This window comes from Tabrizicola sp. (genome assembly GCF_016793705.1).
Taxonomy (GTDB): Bacteria; Pseudomonadota; Alphaproteobacteria; order Rhodobacterales; family Rhodobacteraceae; genus Tabrizicola.
The window spans coordinates 1-16,894 of sequence record NZ_JAEULO010000073.1 but is presented as its reverse complement, the minus strand read 5'-3'; the positions used below and the strand labels follow the sequence as shown (position 1 = coordinate 16,894).

Annotated in this window: 19 protein-coding genes; 9 read left to right on the top strand and 10 right to left on the bottom strand. The window is 65.3% G+C overall.

The features are described 5' to 3' along the window. Together JNJ68_RS19415 and JNJ68_RS19410 are read left to right on the top strand one after the other, a co-directional pair. Nucleotides 1-467 (top strand): toprim domain-containing protein (locus tag JNJ68_RS19415; protein WP_294985428.1); only part of this gene is annotated, 467 nt, incomplete at its 5' end. Nucleotides 468-502: 35 nt separating this feature from the next. After that, nucleotides 503-1,267 carry a hypothetical protein gene (locus JNJ68_RS19410; protein ID WP_294985426.1) on the top strand — a complete coding sequence of 255 codons (765 nt, stop codon included), beginning with the start codon at nt 503-505 and terminating at the stop codon, nt 1,265-1,267. A 513-nt stretch (nt 1,268-1,780) separates the two neighbouring features. On the opposite strand, the gene JNJ68_RS19405 is transcribed toward JNJ68_RS19410, so the two are convergent. The 6 genes from JNJ68_RS19405 to JNJ68_RS19380 all read right to left on the bottom strand — a co-directional run bounded on the left by JNJ68_RS19405 (nt 1,781) and on the right by JNJ68_RS19380 (nt 5,964). Beyond that, entirely contained in the window at nt 1,781-2,440 is a 660-nt protein-coding gene (locus JNJ68_RS19405) for a hemolysin III family protein (RefSeq protein ID WP_294985424.1), read from the bottom strand. 110 nt (nt 2,441-2,550) lie between these two features. After that, on the bottom strand, nt 2,551-3,204 hold the full coding sequence (locus JNJ68_RS19400; RefSeq protein WP_294985422.1) for a ThuA domain-containing protein: 654 nt from the start codon (nt 3,202-3,204) through the stop codon (nt 2,551-2,553). A 78-nt stretch (nt 3,205-3,282) separates the two neighbouring features. Continuing rightward, nucleotides 3,283-3,864: a DUF998 domain-containing protein gene (locus tag JNJ68_RS19395; RefSeq protein ID WP_294985419.1), complete on the bottom strand. Its 582-nt coding sequence runs from the start codon at nt 3,862-3,864 to the stop codon at nt 3,283-3,285. Next, nucleotides 3,864-5,201, bottom strand: a complete 1,338-nt coding sequence (proS, locus tag JNJ68_RS19390; RefSeq protein WP_294985432.1) for a proline--tRNA ligase — start codon at nt 5,199-5,201, stop codon at nt 3,864-3,866. The genes JNJ68_RS19395 and proS overlap by 1 nt, the downstream gene beginning before the upstream one ends. Nucleotides 5,202-5,371: 170 nt before the next feature. Continuing rightward, complete coding sequence (locus JNJ68_RS19385; protein WP_294985416.1) at nt 5,372-5,716, bottom strand: BrnA antitoxin family protein; 345 nt, start codon at nt 5,714-5,716, stop codon at nt 5,372-5,374. Further along, complete coding sequence (locus JNJ68_RS19380) at nt 5,695-5,964, bottom strand: BrnT family toxin (protein WP_294985413.1); 270 nt, start codon at nt 5,962-5,964, stop codon at nt 5,695-5,697. The genes JNJ68_RS19385 and JNJ68_RS19380 overlap by 22 nt, the downstream gene beginning before the upstream one ends. Nucleotides 5,965-6,162: 198 nt before the next feature. Here JNJ68_RS19380 and JNJ68_RS19375 point away from each other — a divergent pair, with 198 nt between their 5' ends. The 4 genes from JNJ68_RS19375 to JNJ68_RS19360 all read left to right on the top strand — a co-directional run bounded on the left by JNJ68_RS19375 (nt 6,163) and on the right by JNJ68_RS19360 (nt 10,362). Continuing rightward, entirely contained in the window at nt 6,163-8,070 is a 1,908-nt protein-coding gene (locus tag JNJ68_RS19375) for a potassium transporter Kup (protein ID WP_294985410.1), read from the top strand. Between the two features lie 19 nt (nt 8,071-8,089). After that, nucleotides 8,090-8,647: a DinB family protein gene (locus tag JNJ68_RS19370; RefSeq protein ID WP_294985407.1), complete on the top strand. Its 558-nt coding sequence runs from the start codon at nt 8,090-8,092 to the stop codon at nt 8,645-8,647. A gap of 93 nt (nt 8,648-8,740) precedes the next feature. Further along, nucleotides 8,741-9,589, top strand: a complete 849-nt coding sequence (locus JNJ68_RS19365; protein ID WP_294985404.1) for a sugar ABC transporter permease — start codon at nt 8,741-8,743, stop codon at nt 9,587-9,589. Next, nucleotides 9,586-10,362, top strand: coding sequence for a carbohydrate ABC transporter permease (locus JNJ68_RS19360; RefSeq protein WP_294985401.1), 777 nt, complete (start codon nt 9,586-9,588; stop codon nt 10,360-10,362). The genes JNJ68_RS19365 and JNJ68_RS19360 overlap by 4 nt, the downstream gene beginning before the upstream one ends. 9 nt (nt 10,363-10,371) lie before the next feature. Here JNJ68_RS19360 and JNJ68_RS19355 read toward each other — a convergent pair whose 3' ends face one another. The 3 genes from JNJ68_RS19355 to JNJ68_RS19345 are packed head-to-tail and all read right to left on the bottom strand — an operon-like array spanning nt 10,372 to nt 11,793. Then, complete coding sequence (locus tag JNJ68_RS19355) at nt 10,372-10,896, bottom strand: helix-turn-helix transcriptional regulator (protein WP_294985399.1); 525 nt, start codon at nt 10,894-10,896, stop codon at nt 10,372-10,374. After that, a complete protein-coding gene (locus tag JNJ68_RS19350) occupies nt 10,893-11,528 on the bottom strand; it encodes a cytochrome b/b6 domain-containing protein (RefSeq protein WP_294985396.1) in 636 nt (211 codons plus the stop codon). The genes JNJ68_RS19355 and JNJ68_RS19350 overlap by 4 nt, the downstream gene beginning before the upstream one ends. Nucleotide 11,529: 1 nt before the next feature. Then, nucleotides 11,530-11,793: a PepSY domain-containing protein gene (locus JNJ68_RS19345; RefSeq protein ID WP_294985393.1), complete on the bottom strand. Its 264-nt coding sequence runs from the start codon at nt 11,791-11,793 to the stop codon at nt 11,530-11,532. A 224-nt stretch (nt 11,794-12,017) separates the two neighbouring features. Between JNJ68_RS19345 and JNJ68_RS19340 the strand changes: the two genes are divergently transcribed. Genes JNJ68_RS19340 through JNJ68_RS19330 form a run of 3 tightly spaced genes read left to right on the top strand, consistent with a single transcriptional unit; the run spans nt 12,018 to nt 16,069 of the window. Next, a complete protein-coding gene (locus JNJ68_RS19340; RefSeq protein WP_294985389.1) occupies nt 12,018-13,160 on the top strand; it encodes an AI-2E family transporter in 1,143 nt (380 codons plus the stop codon). Beyond that, nucleotides 13,157-13,822, top strand: coding sequence for a chromosomal replication initiator DnaA (locus JNJ68_RS19335; protein WP_294985386.1), 666 nt, complete (start codon nt 13,157-13,159; stop codon nt 13,820-13,822). Before JNJ68_RS19340 ends, JNJ68_RS19335 begins: the two co-directional genes overlap by 4 nt. 45 nt (nt 13,823-13,867) lie before the next feature. Then, nucleotides 13,868-16,069: an RNA degradosome polyphosphate kinase gene (locus JNJ68_RS19330; RefSeq protein ID WP_294985383.1), complete on the top strand. Its 2,202-nt coding sequence runs from the start codon at nt 13,868-13,870 to the stop codon at nt 16,067-16,069. A gap of 61 nt (nt 16,070-16,130) precedes the next feature. Here the strand turns inward: JNJ68_RS19330 and JNJ68_RS19325 are convergent, their stop codons facing one another. After that, nucleotides 16,131-16,586, bottom strand: coding sequence for an MmcB family DNA repair protein (locus JNJ68_RS19325; RefSeq protein ID WP_294985430.1), 456 nt, complete (start codon nt 16,584-16,586; stop codon nt 16,131-16,133). Nucleotides 16,587-16,894 lie beyond the last annotated feature (308 nt).

Sequence of the window (16,894 nt, the reverse complement as noted above, 5' to 3'; positions counted from 1 at the left end):
GCCTCGACGACCTGCGCTACGAGAAGATCATCATCATGACCGACGCCGACGTCGACGGCGCGCATATCGCCAGCCTCCTGATGACCTTCTTCTTCACCCAGATGCGCCCGCTGATCGACAAGGGCCACCTCTACCTCGCCTGCCCGCCGCTCTACCGCCTGACCCAGGGACCGCGCCGGATGTACGTCGCCGACGACGCCGAGAAAGAGGCCTGGCTCGCCAAGGGCCTGGGCGGCAAGGGGAAAATCGACGTCCAGCGCTTCAAGGGGCTGGGAGAGATGGACGCCAAAGACCTGAAAGACACCACGATGAACCCCGAGACGCGGAAGCTGATCCGGGTCTCGATCGACGAGGACGAGCCGGGGGACACCTCCGACCTGGTGGAGCGCCTGATGGGCAAGAAGCCGGAGTTGCGGTTCCAGTACATCCAGGAGAACGCGCGGTTCGTGGAGGAGTTGGATGTGTGAGCTTTAGGCCTTCAAATTTCATTAGGAGATATTGAATGAGCGACAAAATTAAGCTTACTCCCTTAACGCGCCTTACAATGACATTTGATCGAGAGCTATCGCTTGATTCTCAGGGCTTGCTTCGCGGTCCAGTATTTGATGGTCTCTTAGAGAATCATAGGGTTTCGGTTCAACGTCGCGATCACATGCTCAAGGCATTAGTGATTGCGAACAGCGTTCGATTCCTACTACTGAATGGCCACGGCTGGAGGATACCTGGCTTTGACTTGGATATCGCCAGCCTTCCGGCTGTGTTTGAGATCACGTCGCTCTACATTTCTGTTGGCTTCCTCTTCCTTTGCATCGCATTTGTTAACGAGCAATGCTATTCTGGAATAATAAACCAGTACGGCATCAAGGATTCCGGGCCCTCATCTATTGATCCAGACTTTGTAAACGCTTCCAAGCAATTTACAGAGCTGTTTCTGAAATTGTACAGGCCAAAGATGAACATTTGGGGAGCGGACTTCTTCATTAGCAGGAGACCATTCGCTTGGTTTTCGGGCACGCTGACGTTCATTCTGTTGCTTGTATTGGCTTTGTTTCCGCTGCTGCACTTCCTCATGATCTGGGGCGCATCAATGAGAATTTTGGATAATCAATGGGGATTTTTGGGACAAATACTGTTCATTGCCATGTTGGTGATAATAAACCTTGCAGGCGTAGTAATGGTTGCGTTCCTGTTGAGGGATTTCTCATTTGACTTGCTGGAGGCGAAGGAAGAAGCACCTATCGAGGGGCAGACGCCGAAGCAATCTTAGGGTGCGGACGAGGCCAACCCACCACCCCCACCCCGTCAGATTTGCCCAAAACAAATCTGACCGCGCCCGACCCGCCCCCCGGGGGCGGGCGCGATTTATCGCTCCCACCCCCGCGTGCCGGCCGCGGTCAGCCTTGCACCCCAGCGTTGCGCCAATCGCTCCCTCCCGGCCCTCGGAGGTGGCCTCGGGCGTTCGACGGGCAAACAGTCCACCGGACTGTTTGTCTCATCCCTCTCACCCCCGCGTGCCGATCGCGGTCCGCTTTGCAACCTGGCGTCACGCTGGAGACCCCGCCCCGGGCTTGACCCGGGGCCTCGTGGGTCAACGGGAGACCCCGGCTCAAGGCCGGGGTGGGGTAACTCCGCCGGACCACCCGTAGGGTGCGCATCCAGGCGCACCAGGTAGGCCGGGGTTCACCCCGACCCCTCCCGAGCCAAACCTTTCCAAATCCTTAACAAAAAATCTCAACCCGTTGAATTCGCTGGCATCCCAGACTTTGCCCACCGTGGACACCTAAACCAGCGCCACCGCTACCGCCGCGAAATGCAGCCCCGCCGCCACCGCGACGAACCCGTGCCAGATCGCGTTCTGGAAGCGCAGCCGCTCCCACACATAGAACCCCACCCCCGCCACATAGGTCGCCCCGCCCGCCACCAGCAGCCAGAGCGAGACCGAGGGCAGCGCCGCCGACACCGGGCCGATGGCGATCACCCCCACCCAGCCGAGCAGGATATAGGCCAGGATCGACAGCCGGTCATAGCGCCCCGGCAGCACCACCTTGACCAGGATGCCCAGTGCCGCCCCGGACCAGACCACCGCGCCCAGAACCCAGGGCCAGCCGCCCTCCAGATGCGGGATCACCGCGGTATAGGTCCCGGCGATCATCACGTAGATCATCGAATGGTCGAACCGCCGCAGCAGCCATTTCAGCGCCGAGGGCGGGGTCATGTTGTAGGCCAGCGAAAAGCCCCACATCAGGAAGAAGCCGCCCGCATAGACCGTCAGCGCCGCGAAGGTCCCGATCCCGGCGGTCTGCAACCCGTGGAACAAGAGCAGCGGAAAGGCGATCAGCCCGGCCAGCAGCGCCAGCGCATGGACGATCCCGTCGGCCAAGAGCTCGCCCAGCGACAGCTCGCGTTTCAGAAGGCGGTAATGATCGGCTTGCAGGGTCATGCCTCAAAGTCTGGCTGGGAAATGTTGCCAAATGATGACCCCGCCTCGCCGCAATTCAAGTCAGGACGCTCGCTTCGACGTGACGTCACCGACTGAAGGGGCCCAGGCCATCAGCGCCGCGCAGCCCAGACCAGCCCCCGCCGCATCAGCTCGGCCGCCGGACCGTGGTCGATCACCGCCTTCTGGTGGCCCAGCGCGTTGTAGTAGACCCGGCCCGCGCCATAGCCCTTGGTGAAGACCACCGGCATCGCCACCGGCCCGTTCACGCTGTGCGGCCCTTCGACCACCGGGAAGTCGCAGACGGCATGGACCTTCACCGCCGGGTCGACATGCAGGTAGTACTGCTCGGTCCTGACGGTGAAATCACCGACCCCCGCCACCAGCGGGTCGCACGACACCATCCGCACCCCGTATTCCACCCCGTCATTGCCCGGATGCGCCACCCATTGCGCGCCGGTCATGAACTGCCAGTCGACGTTCTCGCGGAAGGCGTCGCACATGCCGCCGTGGCAGCCCGCGATCCCCACCCCCGAGGCCACCGCCGCGCAGGCGTTCAGGGCCTGCTCCTTGCCGATTCTCGACATGGTCCAGACCGGGACGATCAGATCCAGCACCTTCAGCGCCTCGGCGTCGTCGAAGCAGGCAAGGCTGTCCGTGACCTGCACCTCCATCCCCGCTTCGCGCAGCCAACCGGCGAAGAGCGCGGCCACCTTGTCGGGCTCGTGTCCCTCCCATCCGCCCCAGGTGACAAGTGCCTTCACCATGCCTGCCCTCCGTCCATCGCCGCGGGATCAGGCGTCATCGCCGTCCGAAGGTCAAGGTGCCCCTGCGCCGTAGAGCCGTCACAGCGGCGGCAGGGTCAGCGTGGCCAGCAGGAACCAGAGCGCGGTGGCGTAGAGAAAAGCCCGCTCGGCCAGCCCGAACCAGGGGCGGAACGAGGAGGCGATGGTCAGCACCACGGCCAGAAAGCCGATGCTGATCACCTGCTTCAGGACCTCGTCCGCGACGGACCGCCACCCTTCATGCAGCGCGACCAGGTGCGGCGTCGCCTCGACCACCGCCATATAGGCCGAGGTGAAGGCCAGCAAGGTTGCCGCCCGGTGCAGGGTGCCGTGGCGGCTGTGCGGCATGTCCTGCGGGTCGCTCTGCCAAAGCGCGATCCCCAGCCGCCCCAGCGCGACCAGCCCCAGATAGACCGGCACCGAGGCCGGAAAGTCGGGGTCGCCCGAAGCATGGACCTGCCAGGCCAGGATCGGCGGGGCGATGCAGCCCGCGATCAGGTAGACCCGGAAGAGCCGCGCCGTCCGCCCCAGCCCGTAATCGCTGATCGGGCGGGAAAAGGCGGGCTGGTCGCGATTCATCACCTGGAAGGAGAGAAGGAACAACAGGTCGAGGCCGTAGAGCGCGGCCGCGACCCGTTCCATCAGCGCCCGGCGTAGATCTGGGCAATCCGGTCGACGGCGGCTTCGGGCGAGACCTCCTCGCTCTCCCCGGTGCGGCGCGAGGTCAGTTCCACCACCCCGTTCGCCAGACCCCGCGGGCCCACGGTGATCCGCCAGGGCAGTCCGATCAGGTCCATCGTGGCGAACTTGGCCCCGGCCCGTTCGTCGCGGTCGTCGTAAAGCGCTTCCAGCCCCTTCGCCTTCAGCGCCTTGTAAAGCCCCTCGCAGGCCGCATCCGCCGCGCTATCGCCCTGCTTCAGGTTCACGATGCCGACCGGGAAGGGCGTCACGCCCTCGGGCCAGATGATCCCCTTGTCGTCATGGCTCGCCTCGATGATCGCGCCCAGAAGGCGGGAAACGCCGATCCCGTGCGACCCCATTTCGACCGGAACCTTGGTGCCGTCCTTCGTCACCACCTCGGCTCCCATCGCCTCGGAATATTTGGTGCCGAAGTAGAAGATCTGCCCCACCTCGATGCCGCGCCCGACCTTGCGGTGCGCCTCGGGCACGGCGTCGAACACCGCCGGATCGTGGGTCTCGTCGGTCCGGGCATAGAGGGTGGTGAACTCCTCGCAGACCTTTGCCACCTGGTCGCGGTCGTCATAGTCGATGTCGCGGGTGCCCAGCTTCAGCGCGGTCACGCGGTCGTCGTAGAAGACCTCGCTCTCGCCGGTATTCGCCAGCACCAGGAATTCATGCGTGTTGTCGCCGCCGATGGGGCCACTGGCCGCGCGCATCGGAATCGCCGTGAGCCCCATCCGCTCATAGGTGCGCAGGTAGCTGACCATGTGGCGGTTGTAGGCGTGCAGGGCCGCTTCTTTGTCCACATCAAAGTTGTAGCCGTCCTTCATCAGGAACTCGCGTCCCCGCATGATGCCGAAGCGGGGCCGCATCTCGTCGCGGAACTTCCACTGGATGTGGTAGAGCGTCAGCGGCAGGTCCTTGTAGCTGGACACGTGGCTGCGGAAGATGTCGGTGATCATCTCCTCGTTGGTGGGGCCATAGAGAAGCTCGCGCTTCTGGCGGTCGGTGATCCGCAGCATCTCCTCGCCGTAGTCGCCATATCGGCCCGATTCCCGCCAGAGGTCGGCGGGCTGGATCGTGGGCATCAGGAGCGGGATGTGCCCGGCGCGCTGCTGTTCCTGATGGACGATTTCCTCGATCCGGCGCAGGACGCGGTAGCCGAGCGGCAGCCAGGAATAGATCCCCGCCGCCTGCTGCTTGATCATCCCCGCCCGCAGCATGTAGCGGTGGCTGACGATCTGGGCCTCGGCGGGGTTTTCCTTGAGGACGGGGAGGAAGTAGCGGGAGAGACGCATCGTTGGGCCTGCCATGAAAAGGTCTTGGGTTTCCTAGCGGGTTGAGTCCCGGCAGGCAAGGCGGGAGGGGGTGTCCACGCAGGACAGGTTGGGCTCGCCAAGGGATTCCAAGAAGTTGGCTGCGGGCGTTAACCGGGGGTTAGGGATGAAGAGGCGGGGTGAACCCCGACCTAAAGGCCAAGCGCCGTCCTCAGCGCCGCATTGGCGCGGGTCTGCCAGCCCCTGCCGTCGGCCTTCAGCCGCGCGATCACGTCCCGGTCGAGGTAAAGCGTCACCCGCTGCTTGCGCTTGTCGTCGGGCAAGGGCCGGCGGCCGAGCTTGCCCTCTTTCTGAAGCATCTCGACCAGTTCCGGGAAGTCCCGGACCGACTTGGCGTTGGCGAAGTCTTCGTCCGTCCATTCCGGGTTTTCGTCGTCCGGTTCGTCGGGGCGAAGTCTGCGAAACGGGGCCTGATCCTCGGCGAAGCCGGGCGGATCGGCGGGTTTGTCTTCGGTCAGTTTTGGCTTGCCGCCCATTTCCTATGCTCCCTTGCATTCGCCCGCCGCAGGCTGATCACGCGCCGCGCGTCCGCGCGCGGAGCGAAGATCAGGACATGAAGCCGCCCGTCGAGCATTCCGATGACCCGAAACCGCGGCTCACCGTAGTCTCGCCACAGGTCGGGCCGGATTTGTGCATTCAGGAAATCGAACCGAACCGCATCCGCGAAGTCGATGTCCCGGTCCTGCAACGTCCGCTGGCGTTTCGTTTCGTCCCAGTTCCACATTTATGTGCATATATTAAATCGCGGCGGTCGGGAAGAAGATGGCGGAGGGATGGTTAACGAAGGGTGAGGCTCGACCCCATCCGTGCGCCGGAAATCGCGCCAGCCTCGCGACCGCACGCAAGCTGAGCCTCCCCCTGCCTGCGCAACCTTGTCGCCCCTTGTGCATTCCGCTAAATGGGACGCGCCCGGGGGTGCCTCATGTCAGACCGAACAAGCGAGGACTCCACGTCGACGGTTTCCGACCACCGTCCTAAGGGGAACCTTGCCATCCTGATCCTCGGCTGCATCGGGGTGGTCTACGGCGATATCGGCACCAGCCCGCTTTACGCGATGCGCGAATCGATCCGCACCGCCAGCGAGAACGGCCTGATGCGGCATGAGGTGCTGGGGATCGTCTCGCTCTTGATCTGGACGCTGATCCTGATCGTCACCGTCAAATACGTCATCCTCGTCATGCGCGCCGACAACCATGGCGAGGGCGGCACCCTGTCGCTGGTGGCGCTGATCCAGCAGGCGCTGGCGACGCGACCAGGTTGGCTGATCGGAATCGGGATGGTCGGCATCTCGCTGTTCTTCGGCGACGCGATGATCACGCCCGCGATGTCGGTGCTGTCCGCCGTGGAAGGCATGGTTCTCGTCGCTCCGAACTTCGAGCCCTTCGTCGTCCCCGTCACGCTTGGCATCATCCTGATCCTGTTCTTCGTCCAGCGCTTCGGCACGGCGGTCGTCTCGGTCCTGTTCGGGCCGATCATGCTGATCTGGTTCTTCACCCTTGCCATCCTGGGCCTGCGCCATATCGGCGACGACTGGGCGATCTTCAGCGCGGTGAACCCCTGGCATGGCGTGCTGTTCCTGATCGAGAACGGCCATGCCTCGCTGATCGTCATGGGCTCGGTCTTCCTGGCCGTCACCGGGGGCGAGGCGCTTTATGCCGACATGGGGCATTTCGGTCGCCGCCCGATCCGCATCGCCTGGTCGATCCTTGTCTTCCCGTCGCTGATGCTCAGCTACCTTGGCCAGGGCGCGCTGGTGCTGGCGCATCCTGACACGGCTGGCAATCCGTTCTTTCTGATGGCCCCCAAATGGGCGCTGCTACCGCTGGTCCTGCTGGCGACCTGCGCCACCGTGATCGCGAGCCAGGCGGTGATCTCGGGCGCCTTCTCGATGGTCAAGCAGGCCGTCCGCATGGGCCTGCTGCCAAGGATGGAGATCCTGCATACCTCGGAAAGCCAGGTCGGGCAGATCTACCTGCCCAAGGTCAACACGATCCTTGCAGCGGGCGTGGTGTTCCTTGTCCTGCAATTCCAGTCCTCATCCAACCTCGCCTCGGCCTATGGCATCGCGGTGACGGGGGACATGGTGATTACCTCGATCCTGGCGACGGTGCTGTTCCGCCGGGTCTGGGGCTGGTCGCCCCTGCTGACCAACGTGGTCATCGGCCCGCTTCTCGCGATCGAGGTGATGTTCCTGATCGCCAATGCCACCAAGATCGTCGACGGCGGCTATGTGCCGATCCTGATCGCGACCGCGCTCTGCCTGATGATGTGGACCTGGTTGCGCGGCTCGGCACACGTCCTGGCGCAGGCGCGGCGGGATGCGGTCGGCATCGACACGCTGATGACGACGATCCAGAAATCGAAGCGCATCAAGGAGGTGGCGGGGACCGCCGTCTTCCTGACCGCCGACCCCGAGGTGGCCCCGGCGGCGCTGTTGCACAACCTGAAGCACAACCAGGTCGTCCATGCCCAGAACCTGATCGTGGGCGTGAACATGGCGAACACACCTTATGTCGAGGAAGAGGACCGGCTGGTGATCACCCCGATCAACGACCGCTTCACCCGGATCAACCTGATCTTCGGCTATATGGAGGAAACCAACGTGCCGAAGGCATTGGCCTTGGCGCGGCGGGTCGGGATCAAGTACGACATCATGGCAACCTCGTTCTTCCTGAACCGCCGGTCGTTCAAGTCGGGGAAAAAGCAGGGCCTGCCGCTCTGGCAGGAGCGCGTGTTCCTGGCCCTGACCCGCAGCGCGGCGGATGCGACCAGCTTCTACCGCCTGCCCGCCAACCGGGTGATCGAACTGGGTCAGCAGATGGTGATCTGACTTCACGAGGGCTGTCGCAATGACCGATCCCCTGCGCGTCTATCGCAAGCTTGCCCAGGCCAACCGGCTGGCCAATGCCCGGCTGCACCGCGCCTGTGCAGAGCTTTCGCCCGGCGCGCTGACCGCCCCGCGCCCGGCCTTCTTCGGGTCGATCCAGGCAACGCTGAACCACATCCTCATGGTCGACCGCTTCTACCTGGGGGCGCTTCAGGGCAGGCCGCTAAACCGCGCGGCCCTGGACGAGGCGACCTTCTGCCCGGACCTGCCGACCCTTGTCGGCTGGCAGGCGGAGTCCGATCGCGCGCTGCTGGCCCATGTCGAAAGCCTTTCGCCCGGTGGGCTTGTCGAAATCGTCGCCATCGACCGGGGCCTGCGCATCCAGCACGACCGCCGGGACGACGTGCTGTCGCATCTTTTCCAGCACCAGACGCACCATCGCGGTCAGGTGCATGGCCTCTTGTCCGCCACCCCGGTCAAGCCGCCGCAGCTGGACGAGTTCATCGTGGGCGATGATGCGGGCGCCCGCGCCGAAGACATGGCGCTCCTGGGTCTCAGCGAGCGCGACCTGATGCGCTAGGCCGGAACGGCGGGACGCGGCCTTCGGTCGCCCTGCGAAAGGCCCCCCCGCACGCCTTGACTTTCGCGTCCCGCCCCTGTCCCCTCCCACGCCATGCGCCCGCATGACAACCGCGCCTGGTTCCTGGTTCTTCCGGCCCTTGCCCTGCTGGGTCTGGTGGGCGCGCTGCCGCTCTTGGCAGTGATCAACTACGGGTTCCACGACATCTTCTCGCTCACGGATGTCTACTGGGTTGGTCCGCAATGGTTCACCGACATCCTGCAATCGGACCGTTTCCTCGCCTCGCTGGGGCGGAGCCTCCTGTTCTCCACACTCGCCCTGGCCATTCAGGTGCCTTTGGGGATCGGCGTGGCGCTTCTGTTGCTTGGCTACGGCAGGCAGGCGGTGTGGGGGCTGATGCTGGTGGCGCTGCCGCTGGTGGTGCCGTGGAACATGATCCCGATGTTCTGGCTGGGTCTGATCGACGCGAAGGGCGGGCTGCTCGGGCCGGGGCTTGCCGCCATCGGCTTCGACTGGAAGTTCACCGGCTGGCATACCTGGGCGCTGATCCTGGCGGTGGACACATGGCACTGGCTGGGGCTGGTCGTCGTGCTGGCCTACGCCGGGCTCTCGGCCATTCCGTCGGCCTATATGCAGGCCGCGGCCATTGATGGCGCCTCACGCTGGGCGATGTTCCGCCATATCCAGCTGCCGAAGATCGCCGGGGCGCTCGCCATCGTGTTCCTTCTGCGCTTCGTCGACAGCTTCATGATCTACACCGAGGCCTTCGCGATCAACGCGGGCGGGCCGGACGACGCCACGCGCTTCCTGACGCTGGAGCTGGGCGAGGAGATCAAGGGTTTCTCCTACGGCCAGGCGGCGGCGCGGGCGACGCTGTATTTCCTGATCGTGCTGGCCGTGGTCTGGGCCTTCGTCGCCGCCACGCGGGAGCGCGAGGAGTGAGGCATCTCGGCATCCTGGCCCTTGCGGCCTTCATCCTGCTGCCCCTCGTGCAGGCGGTGCTCCTCAGCTTCACAGCCACCTTGCCGACGGATGATGTGGCCGAGGGGACGCTCGGCCTGATGAACTACCGCAATGTCCTCGCCGCGCCGGAACTCAGGGCGGCGATGGTCAATTCGCTGGTCTATGTCGGCCTGAACGTCGCGCTCTGCATCGCGGTCGGCCTGCCCGCGGCCTATGCGCTGGCGCGCCGTCGCTTCACCGGGGACCGGCATTTCCTGCTGATGATCCTGGTCTTCCGGGTCACGCCCCCGGTGGTGCTGTCGCTGCCGATCTTCATCCTGTTCAGCCGCTTCGGGCTGGTGAACTCGCCCGTCGGCATCGCGCTGGTGCATTGCCTTTTCAACCTGCCTGTGGCGATCTGGGTGCTGGAGAGCTTCATCCGTGCCGTGCCGCGCGAATTCGACGAGACCGCCTTCCTCGACGGCCATTCCGGCCCGTCCTTCTTCTTCCGCCACCTGATCCCGCAGATCGCACCGGGGATCGGCGTTGCGGCCTTCTTCTGCTTCATCTTCAGCTGGGTCGAGGTGGTCTTCGCCCGCATCCTGACGGTGACCGGTGGCAAGCCGATCACCATGGCGATTCAGGCCATGTTCAGCTTCCGGACCGATGTGGGCATGGTGATGGCGATGACCTGCCTGTCGCTGGTGCCGGGGGTGGCGATGATCTGGTTCGTGCGGAACCATCTGTCGCGCGGCTTCGCCCTCAGGGCCTGATGCAGCCCCCTATCCCGTGGGGTTGACCTCGGGGACACCCGCACCCAGCAGGTCTTCCACGAAGAAGGCGGCGAACTGGGCGCGGCCCGAGACACCGGCCTTGGAATAGATCCGGGTCAGTTGCGCCCGCACTGTTCCCTGCGCCGCCCCGCGCAACTCGGCGATCTCGGCCACGTCCAGACCCTTCAGCGCCAGAAGGCCCACGTCGCGTTCCGCGGGCGTCAGCGCCCAGGCGGTGAACTGGGTCTCGATCACGTCGGACAGCGCGCCGCGGGCCACGGCAAGCGCCTGGTCCTGGGCACGCAGAAGCTCGATCGTGCGGCGAAGCGCGAAGGCGCCGAACAGGATGCCAAGGACCAGCGCGGCAGTCACCACCGCCTCGAAGATGAAATGCGCCGAAAACGGGTCGGCCCGCAGGTCGCCGATCACGTCGCCCACGAAGAACACGGTGCCCAGCGACTGGATCAAGAGGAACACCGACAGCGCCACGGTCTGGCGCCGCCCGGCCAAGCGGATGTCTGGGCTTGCCGTCATTTGTCGCGGTGGCCGGTCAGCATCGCCGCTACAAGATTCCGCCGCAGGGCGCGGCTTTCCAGAAACACCCCGGCCAGATGCAGGGCCGCCAGGACAAGCAACAGGTTCGCGGCCACTTCATGCACCTCCTCGGCAGCTTTCCCGAAGGACCGGTCCTCGTCAGACTCGCCTTCACTGTCCTTGATCAAAGCAGACCAGTCGCCAGATGCAACCGCTGCTTTGTCGGAAGCGACCTGCATCGGTGTCGCACCGCCGGTCATGATCAGGCCAGTCACCGTGACGACGGCAAGCGTCGCCCAAAGGGCATAGGCCATCATCGCGCCGGCCGGGTTGTGCGACGGATGCGGCCGAACCTTGCCCGTCGCCAGCTCGCGCAGGTGGCGCAGCGCGGCAAGCGGGTTCGGCGGGAAGGCCGAGAACCGGGCCTCCGCCGGACCGATCGCCCCCCAGACCAGACGCATGAGCAGAAGCGCCATCACGGTCCAGCCGACCCAGACATGAAACAGGCTTCCGCCCTCGTCCAACAGGGCATTCAGCACGATGGACGCAGCGATTCCCCAATGCGTCAGGCGCACGACGGGGTCCCACAGCGAGGGGGAAGCGACTAGGGTCGGGGTCCGGGGGGGTGCCATCTCAGTCTTCCGACTTGATGTCGGCCACCTTGCCCGTCGCCGGGTCGATGTAGACCTCCATCGGCTTCTGGGTGGCGATGTCCGTGCATTTGGCCTCGATCTTGCCGTCCTCGGCCTCGAAGGCGCTCACCGTGCAGCCGGCCTTCTCCAGCGCCGCCTTGGCGGTGTCCGGGTCGGTGCCGATCATGTCGCCGACGACGGGCATGGCGACGGCCGCCACCGGCAGCGAGGACAGGGCGAGGATCGCGAGAAGCTTCAGTTTCATGGTCTTGCCTTTCGGTTGGGCCTGCCCGTCACGGGCGCGGGCCGAGCCGGGGCACCGCGCCCCGGATGCCGTTGCAGTTCCAGGCTTTTCCGCAACACCGCCATCGCGGCCCCGCTTACCGCCGGTGCCTTAAGCGCCTGCTGACAGCGGGGTTTCGCCGGTCGCGCCCCTTGCGCGGTCAGCGTCCTGCGGTGATATGTGGGGCAAAGGGAAGGAACCCGCGCATGGCGCTGCCGACGTCACACCAGATCCGCTACTGGGGCATCGCCGCCCTGGTCTTCTTCCTTGCCATCTGGTTTCTGGGTGACGTGCTGCTTCCGTTCATCGTCGGCGGGGCCATCGCCTATTTCCTCGACCCCGTTGCCGACTGGCTGGAACGGATGGGCCTTTCCCGCGTTGCCGCGACCACGCTGATCTCGCTGGTCGCGCTCTTGCTGGTGGTGCTGATGGTGCTGGCGGTGATCCCGACGCTGGTCCACCAGCTGACCGCGCTGATCAATGCCGCGCCGGACATCGCAAAGCGCCTGCAAGGCTTCCTGCTGGAGCGGTTCCCCGACCTGGCCGATTCCACCTCGACCATCCGGCAGACGCTGGCCGAGATCGGTCTCGCCATCCAGTCGCGCGGAGCCGAACTGGCGCAGGGGGTGCTGTCCTCGGCGCTGGGGGTGATCTCCATCGTGCTCTTCGTCGTCGTGGTGCCGGTGGTGGCCTTCTACCTGCTGCTCGACTGGGACGACATGGTGGCGCGGATCGACAGCATGCTGCCCCTGGACCACGCCCCCACCATCCGCCGCCTGGCACGGGAAATCGACGCGGTGCTGGCGGGCTTCGTCCGCGGACAGGTGTCGGTCTGCCTGGTGCTGGGAACCTACTATGCCGTGGCGCTGATGCTGGCGGGGCTGCAATTCGGACTGATCGTCGGCGCGATTGCCGGGGCGATCACCTTCATTCCCTATGTCGGTGCGCTGGTCGGCGGCGCCTTGGCCATCGGCCTGGCGCTGTTCCAGTTCTGGGGCGACTGGCTGCAGATCGGCATCATCGCCGCGATCTTCGCCGTCGGGCAGTTCATGGAAGGCAACATCCTGACCCCGCGCCTGGTCGGCAAGTCGGTGGGGCTGCACCCGGTCTGGCTTCTCTTCGCGCTGTCGGCCTTCGGCACGGTCTTCGGCTTCGTGGGGATGCTGATCGCGGTGCCCGTCGCCGCCTCGATCGGCGTCCTCACCCGGTTCGGCATCGAGCAATACCGGGCAAGCCTTCTCTACCAGGGCAAGGCCGGGGCGCCCGTCCAGACCGCAAGTCTGCCTGTGCCCGAGGCCCCGAAGCCCCGGCGCAGCCGCAAGACGGCCAGATCGGACTCCAGCGCGTGATCCGCCAGCTGGCCTTTGACCTGCCTGGCACCGAGGCGATGACGCGAGAACATTTCTTCGTCGCATCCTCGAACGCGCTGGCCTTGCAGGCCGTCGAGGGATGGGCGACCTGGCCCGGGCGCAAGCTGCTGCTCGTCGGGCCCGAGGGTGCGGGCAAGACCCATCTGGCGCATGTCTGGGCCGCGCTGGCCGATGCGGTGATCCTGCCCGCCACCGCGCTGGCCGAAACCGGGATCGCGGACCTGTCCGGCCGCGCCGTCGTGGTCGAGAATGCCGACCGGATCGGCCCGGCGGAAACGCAGCTGTTCCATCTGCACAATCTGGTGACAGCCTCTGGCGCGCTGCTGCTGACTGCCCGCACCCCGCCGCGCGACTGGGGGCTGCGTCTCCCCGACCTGGTCAGCCGGATGCAGGCGACGCCCATCGCCCGCCTGGAAGCCCCGGATGACGCGCTCCTCTCCGCCGTGCTGGTCAAGCTTTTTGCCGACCGGCAAGTGGCCGTGCCCGCCAACCTGATCCCCTATCTCGTCGGCCGGATGCCCCGCAGCATCGGCTCGGCCCGCGCGCTGGTCGCGGCGCTCGACGCACAGGCGCTGGCGCTGGGGCGGCCGATCACCCGGGCGCTGGCGGGCGCGGTGCTGGACAGCTTCGGCGGCGAGTGAAAGACTGTCATCAATCCGTCACGATCCGCACGGCATAAGCCCGCCATGACCCAGGCCGATTTCCTCCGCTCCGCCTTCCCCGCCCCAGTCGAGCTACCCTTCGCGGAAACCGCCGGGCCGGGACGTTTCTTCAACCGCGAACTTTCCTGGCTGGCCTTCAACTGGCGCGTGCTGGAAGAGGCGGCGAACCCTGCCGTGCCGCTTCTGGAACGGCTGCGCTTCCTGTCGATCTCGGCCACCAACCTCGACGAATTCTACACCGTCCGCGTCGCGGGCCTGCGGGCGCTGGTCCGGAACGGCAATGCGACGCTGTCGGAAGACGGCCGCAGCCCGGCGGAACAGTTGCAACTGATCAACGCCGAGGCGCGGCGGCTGATGCAGACCCAGCAGACCACCTTCAACCGGCTGCGGAAAGAGATGGAGGCGGAGGGGATCACCCTCGTCGCCCGCCCGAAGCTGACGGCGCGCGACCTGAAGCATCTGGAAAGCCATTTCCTGTCGAATGTCTTCCCGGTGCTGTCGCCCCTGGCCATCGACCCGGCGCACCCGTTCCCCTTCATCCCCAACACCGGCTTTTCGCTGGCGCTGGAACTGGAGCGGACCTCGGACCGCCGCCAGCTGAAAGCGCTTCTGCCGATCCCGCAGCAGATCGCCCGCTTCGTGCCCCTGCCCGGGAAAGAGGGCGAGCATCGCTTCCTGCCGCTGGAAGAACTGCTGCTGCTGCACCTCAACATGCTCTTCCCCGGCTATACCGACCGGGGCCATTGCACCTTCCGCGTGCTCCGCGACAGCGACCTTGAAGTCGAGGATGAGGCAGAGGATCTGGTCCGTGAGTTCGAGACCGCGCTGAAGCGCCGCCGCCGGGGCGAAGTGATCCGGCTGAAGATGTCCGCCGGCGCCCCTGAGGACTTGCGCGCGCTGATCATGGAGGAGCTTGCGGTCAGCGAGGACGAGGTGGTGGAGGTCAAGGGCCTTCTGGGCGTCGCCGACCTCAAGGAACTGATCCTGCCCTCGCGCAAGGACCTGATGTGGCCGCCCTTCACCCCCCGTGTGCCGGAGCGGGTGCAGGACCACGAGGGCGACATGTTCGCGGCGATTCGGCAGAAGGACATGCTGCTGCATCATCCGTATGAAACCTTCGACATGGTGATCCGCTTCCTGCAACAGGCGGCGACCGACCCGAACGTGCTGGCGATCAAGCAGACGCTCTACCGGACGAGCTGGGACAGCCCGGTCGTCACCGCGCTCTGCGAGGCGGCGGAGGCGGGGAAATCGGTCACCGCGCTGGTGGAGCTGAAGGCGCGTTTCGACGAGGCGGCGAATATCCGGCAAAGCCGCCGACTGGAACGGGCGGGGGCGCATGTCGTCTACGGTTTCGTCAACTACAAGACCCATGCCAAGATCAGCACGGTCGTCCGGCGCGAGGGCGACCATCTTGTGACCTATACGCATTACGGCACCGGCAACTATCACCCGATCACGGCGCGCATCTACACGGACCTCAGTTTCTTCACCTGCGACCCGGCGTTGGGGCGCGACGCGACCAAGGTGTTCAACTATCTCTCGGGCTATGTGCAGCCCGAGGGGCTGGAGAACCTTGCCATCAGCCCGATCACGCTGAAACCGCGACTCCTGGAGCTGATCGCGGCGGAAGCCGAACATGCCCGGGCCGGGCGTCCGGCGGAAATCTGGGCGAAGATGAACTCGATCATCGAATCCGACGTGATCGACGCGCTGTATGCCGCCAGCCAGGCCGGGGTGAAGATCAGCCTTGTCGTGCGCGGAATCTGCGGGCTCAGGCCCGGCGTGAAGGGCCTGAGCGAGAACATCCGCGTCAAGTCGATCGTCGGGCGCTTCCTGGAACATTCCCGCATCGTGTGCTTCGGCAACGGCCACGGGCTGCCGACGAAAAAGGCACGGGTGTTCTTTTCCAGCGCGGACTGGATGGGCCGAAACCTGACCCGCCGCGTCGAAACCCTGGTCGAGGCGCTGAACCCGACGGTGAAGAACCAGATCCTCAGCCAGATCATGGCTGCGAACCTTGCCGACGAGGCGCAGAGCTGGGTCCTGTCGCCCGACGGCAGCTATGCCCGCGACCTGGGGCCGGAGGGGGCGAAACTGTTCAACTGCCACCAGTTCTTCATGCAGAACCCCTCGCTTTCGGGCCGGGGCACGGCGGCGAAGGATGCGCCCCGGCTGATTCAGGTGCAGGACGGCGACGGCTCGGCGGGCGTGGCGGCGCGGTAGAGCAGACCCAAAATCCTTGAGTAAGGATTTTGACAAATTCCTTGCTTAAGGAATTTGGTCATCAGACCCCCGCGCCGGGGTCGCGCATCAGTTGCAGCCGCCCCGCCGCCGCCCGGGCGAAGGTGCGCAGGACCACCTTGCGACGCGCGCCGGACAAAGGAGTCTCAGGCGCCATCCGCACCACCTCGGCGTCGTAGGAATCGGCCAGGATCAGCCCGGTGTCCGGCGGCAGCAGGTCCACCGGGAAGTCCGCGTCCACCGCCCAGAAGAAACGGTCGCACCAGTCGAGATAGCCCTGCCACTTGCGGTCCGCCCGGTAATCGGCCCGGCCCGACTTGCATTCGACCACCCAGACCTCGCCCTTCGGCCCGAGCGCCATCACGTCGACCCGCAGGCCAGAGGCGGGGATCAACTCCTCGACGCAGACGAAATCCAGCGCGCGCAATCCCCGGCAGACCCCGCGTTGCAGGCGCTGGCCCGGCAGGGCGGGCAGGAGTTCGGGAATGTCGACGGGCATGTCCATCGAAAGATCATGAACCAAAGGTGAACATCTGTCCAGATATGCCCTCTTGTCTAAAAATATTCTAGAAAATTTTTAGACAAGAGCCTCCGTCCGGCAGGACCGGCCGACGCTTGCACCGACCCGATCCACGCCCTATCTTCTGCCTTGGCGGGTTCTGCTCCTCGCGTGCGGGGCCAATTTTCCAGTGGCCGATAAGCAAGCGAACGGGGGCTGGCTCTGCCTGGATCCTGGTCCAGGTATCTGGCGCCCACCTGAGACCTCTGGCTCTCGGGAAAACCCCGGTCCTCACGGTTGCTGCGGGC

Coding starts and splice junctions, on each gene's coding strand:
- JNJ68_RS19410 (WP_294985426.1), top strand. CDS start 503: ATGAGCGACAAAATTAAGCTTACTCCCTTAACGCGCCTTACAATGACA.
- JNJ68_RS19405 (WP_294985424.1), bottom strand. CDS start 2,440: ATGACCCTGCAAGCCGATCATTACCGCCTTCTGAAACGCGAGCTGTCG.
- JNJ68_RS19400 (WP_294985422.1), bottom strand. CDS start 3,204: ATGGTGAAGGCACTTGTCACCTGGGGCGGATGGGAGGGACACGAGCCC.
- JNJ68_RS19395 (WP_294985419.1), bottom strand. CDS start 3,864: ATGGAACGGGTCGCGGCCGCGCTCTACGGCCTCGACCTGTTGTTCCTT.
- proS (WP_294985432.1), bottom strand. CDS start 5,201: ATGCGTCTCTCCCGCTACTTCCTCCCCGTCCTCAAGGAAAACCCCGCC.
- JNJ68_RS19385 (WP_294985416.1), bottom strand. CDS start 5,716: ATGGGCGGCAAGCCAAAACTGACCGAAGACAAACCCGCCGATCCGCCC.
- JNJ68_RS19380 (WP_294985413.1), bottom strand. CDS start 5,964: ATGTGGAACTGGGACGAAACGAAACGCCAGCGGACGTTGCAGGACCGG.
- JNJ68_RS19375 (WP_294985410.1), top strand. CDS start 6,163: ATGTCAGACCGAACAAGCGAGGACTCCACGTCGACGGTTTCCGACCAC.
- JNJ68_RS19370 (WP_294985407.1), top strand. CDS start 8,090: ATGACCGATCCCCTGCGCGTCTATCGCAAGCTTGCCCAGGCCAACCGG.
- JNJ68_RS19365 (WP_294985404.1), top strand. CDS start 8,741: ATGCGCCCGCATGACAACCGCGCCTGGTTCCTGGTTCTTCCGGCCCTT.
- JNJ68_RS19355 (WP_294985399.1), bottom strand. CDS start 10,896: ATGACGGCAAGCCCAGACATCCGCTTGGCCGGGCGGCGCCAGACCGTG.
- JNJ68_RS19350 (WP_294985396.1), bottom strand. CDS start 11,528: ATGGCACCCCCCCGGACCCCGACCCTAGTCGCTTCCCCCTCGCTGTGG.
- JNJ68_RS19345 (WP_294985393.1), bottom strand. CDS start 11,793: ATGAAACTGAAGCTTCTCGCGATCCTCGCCCTGTCCTCGCTGCCGGTG.
- JNJ68_RS19340 (WP_294985389.1), top strand. CDS start 12,018: ATGGCGCTGCCGACGTCACACCAGATCCGCTACTGGGGCATCGCCGCC.
- JNJ68_RS19330 (WP_294985383.1), top strand. CDS start 13,868: ATGACCCAGGCCGATTTCCTCCGCTCCGCCTTCCCCGCCCCAGTCGAG.
- JNJ68_RS19325 (WP_294985430.1), bottom strand. CDS start 16,586: ATGCCCGTCGACATTCCCGAACTCCTGCCCGCCCTGCCGGGCCAGCGC.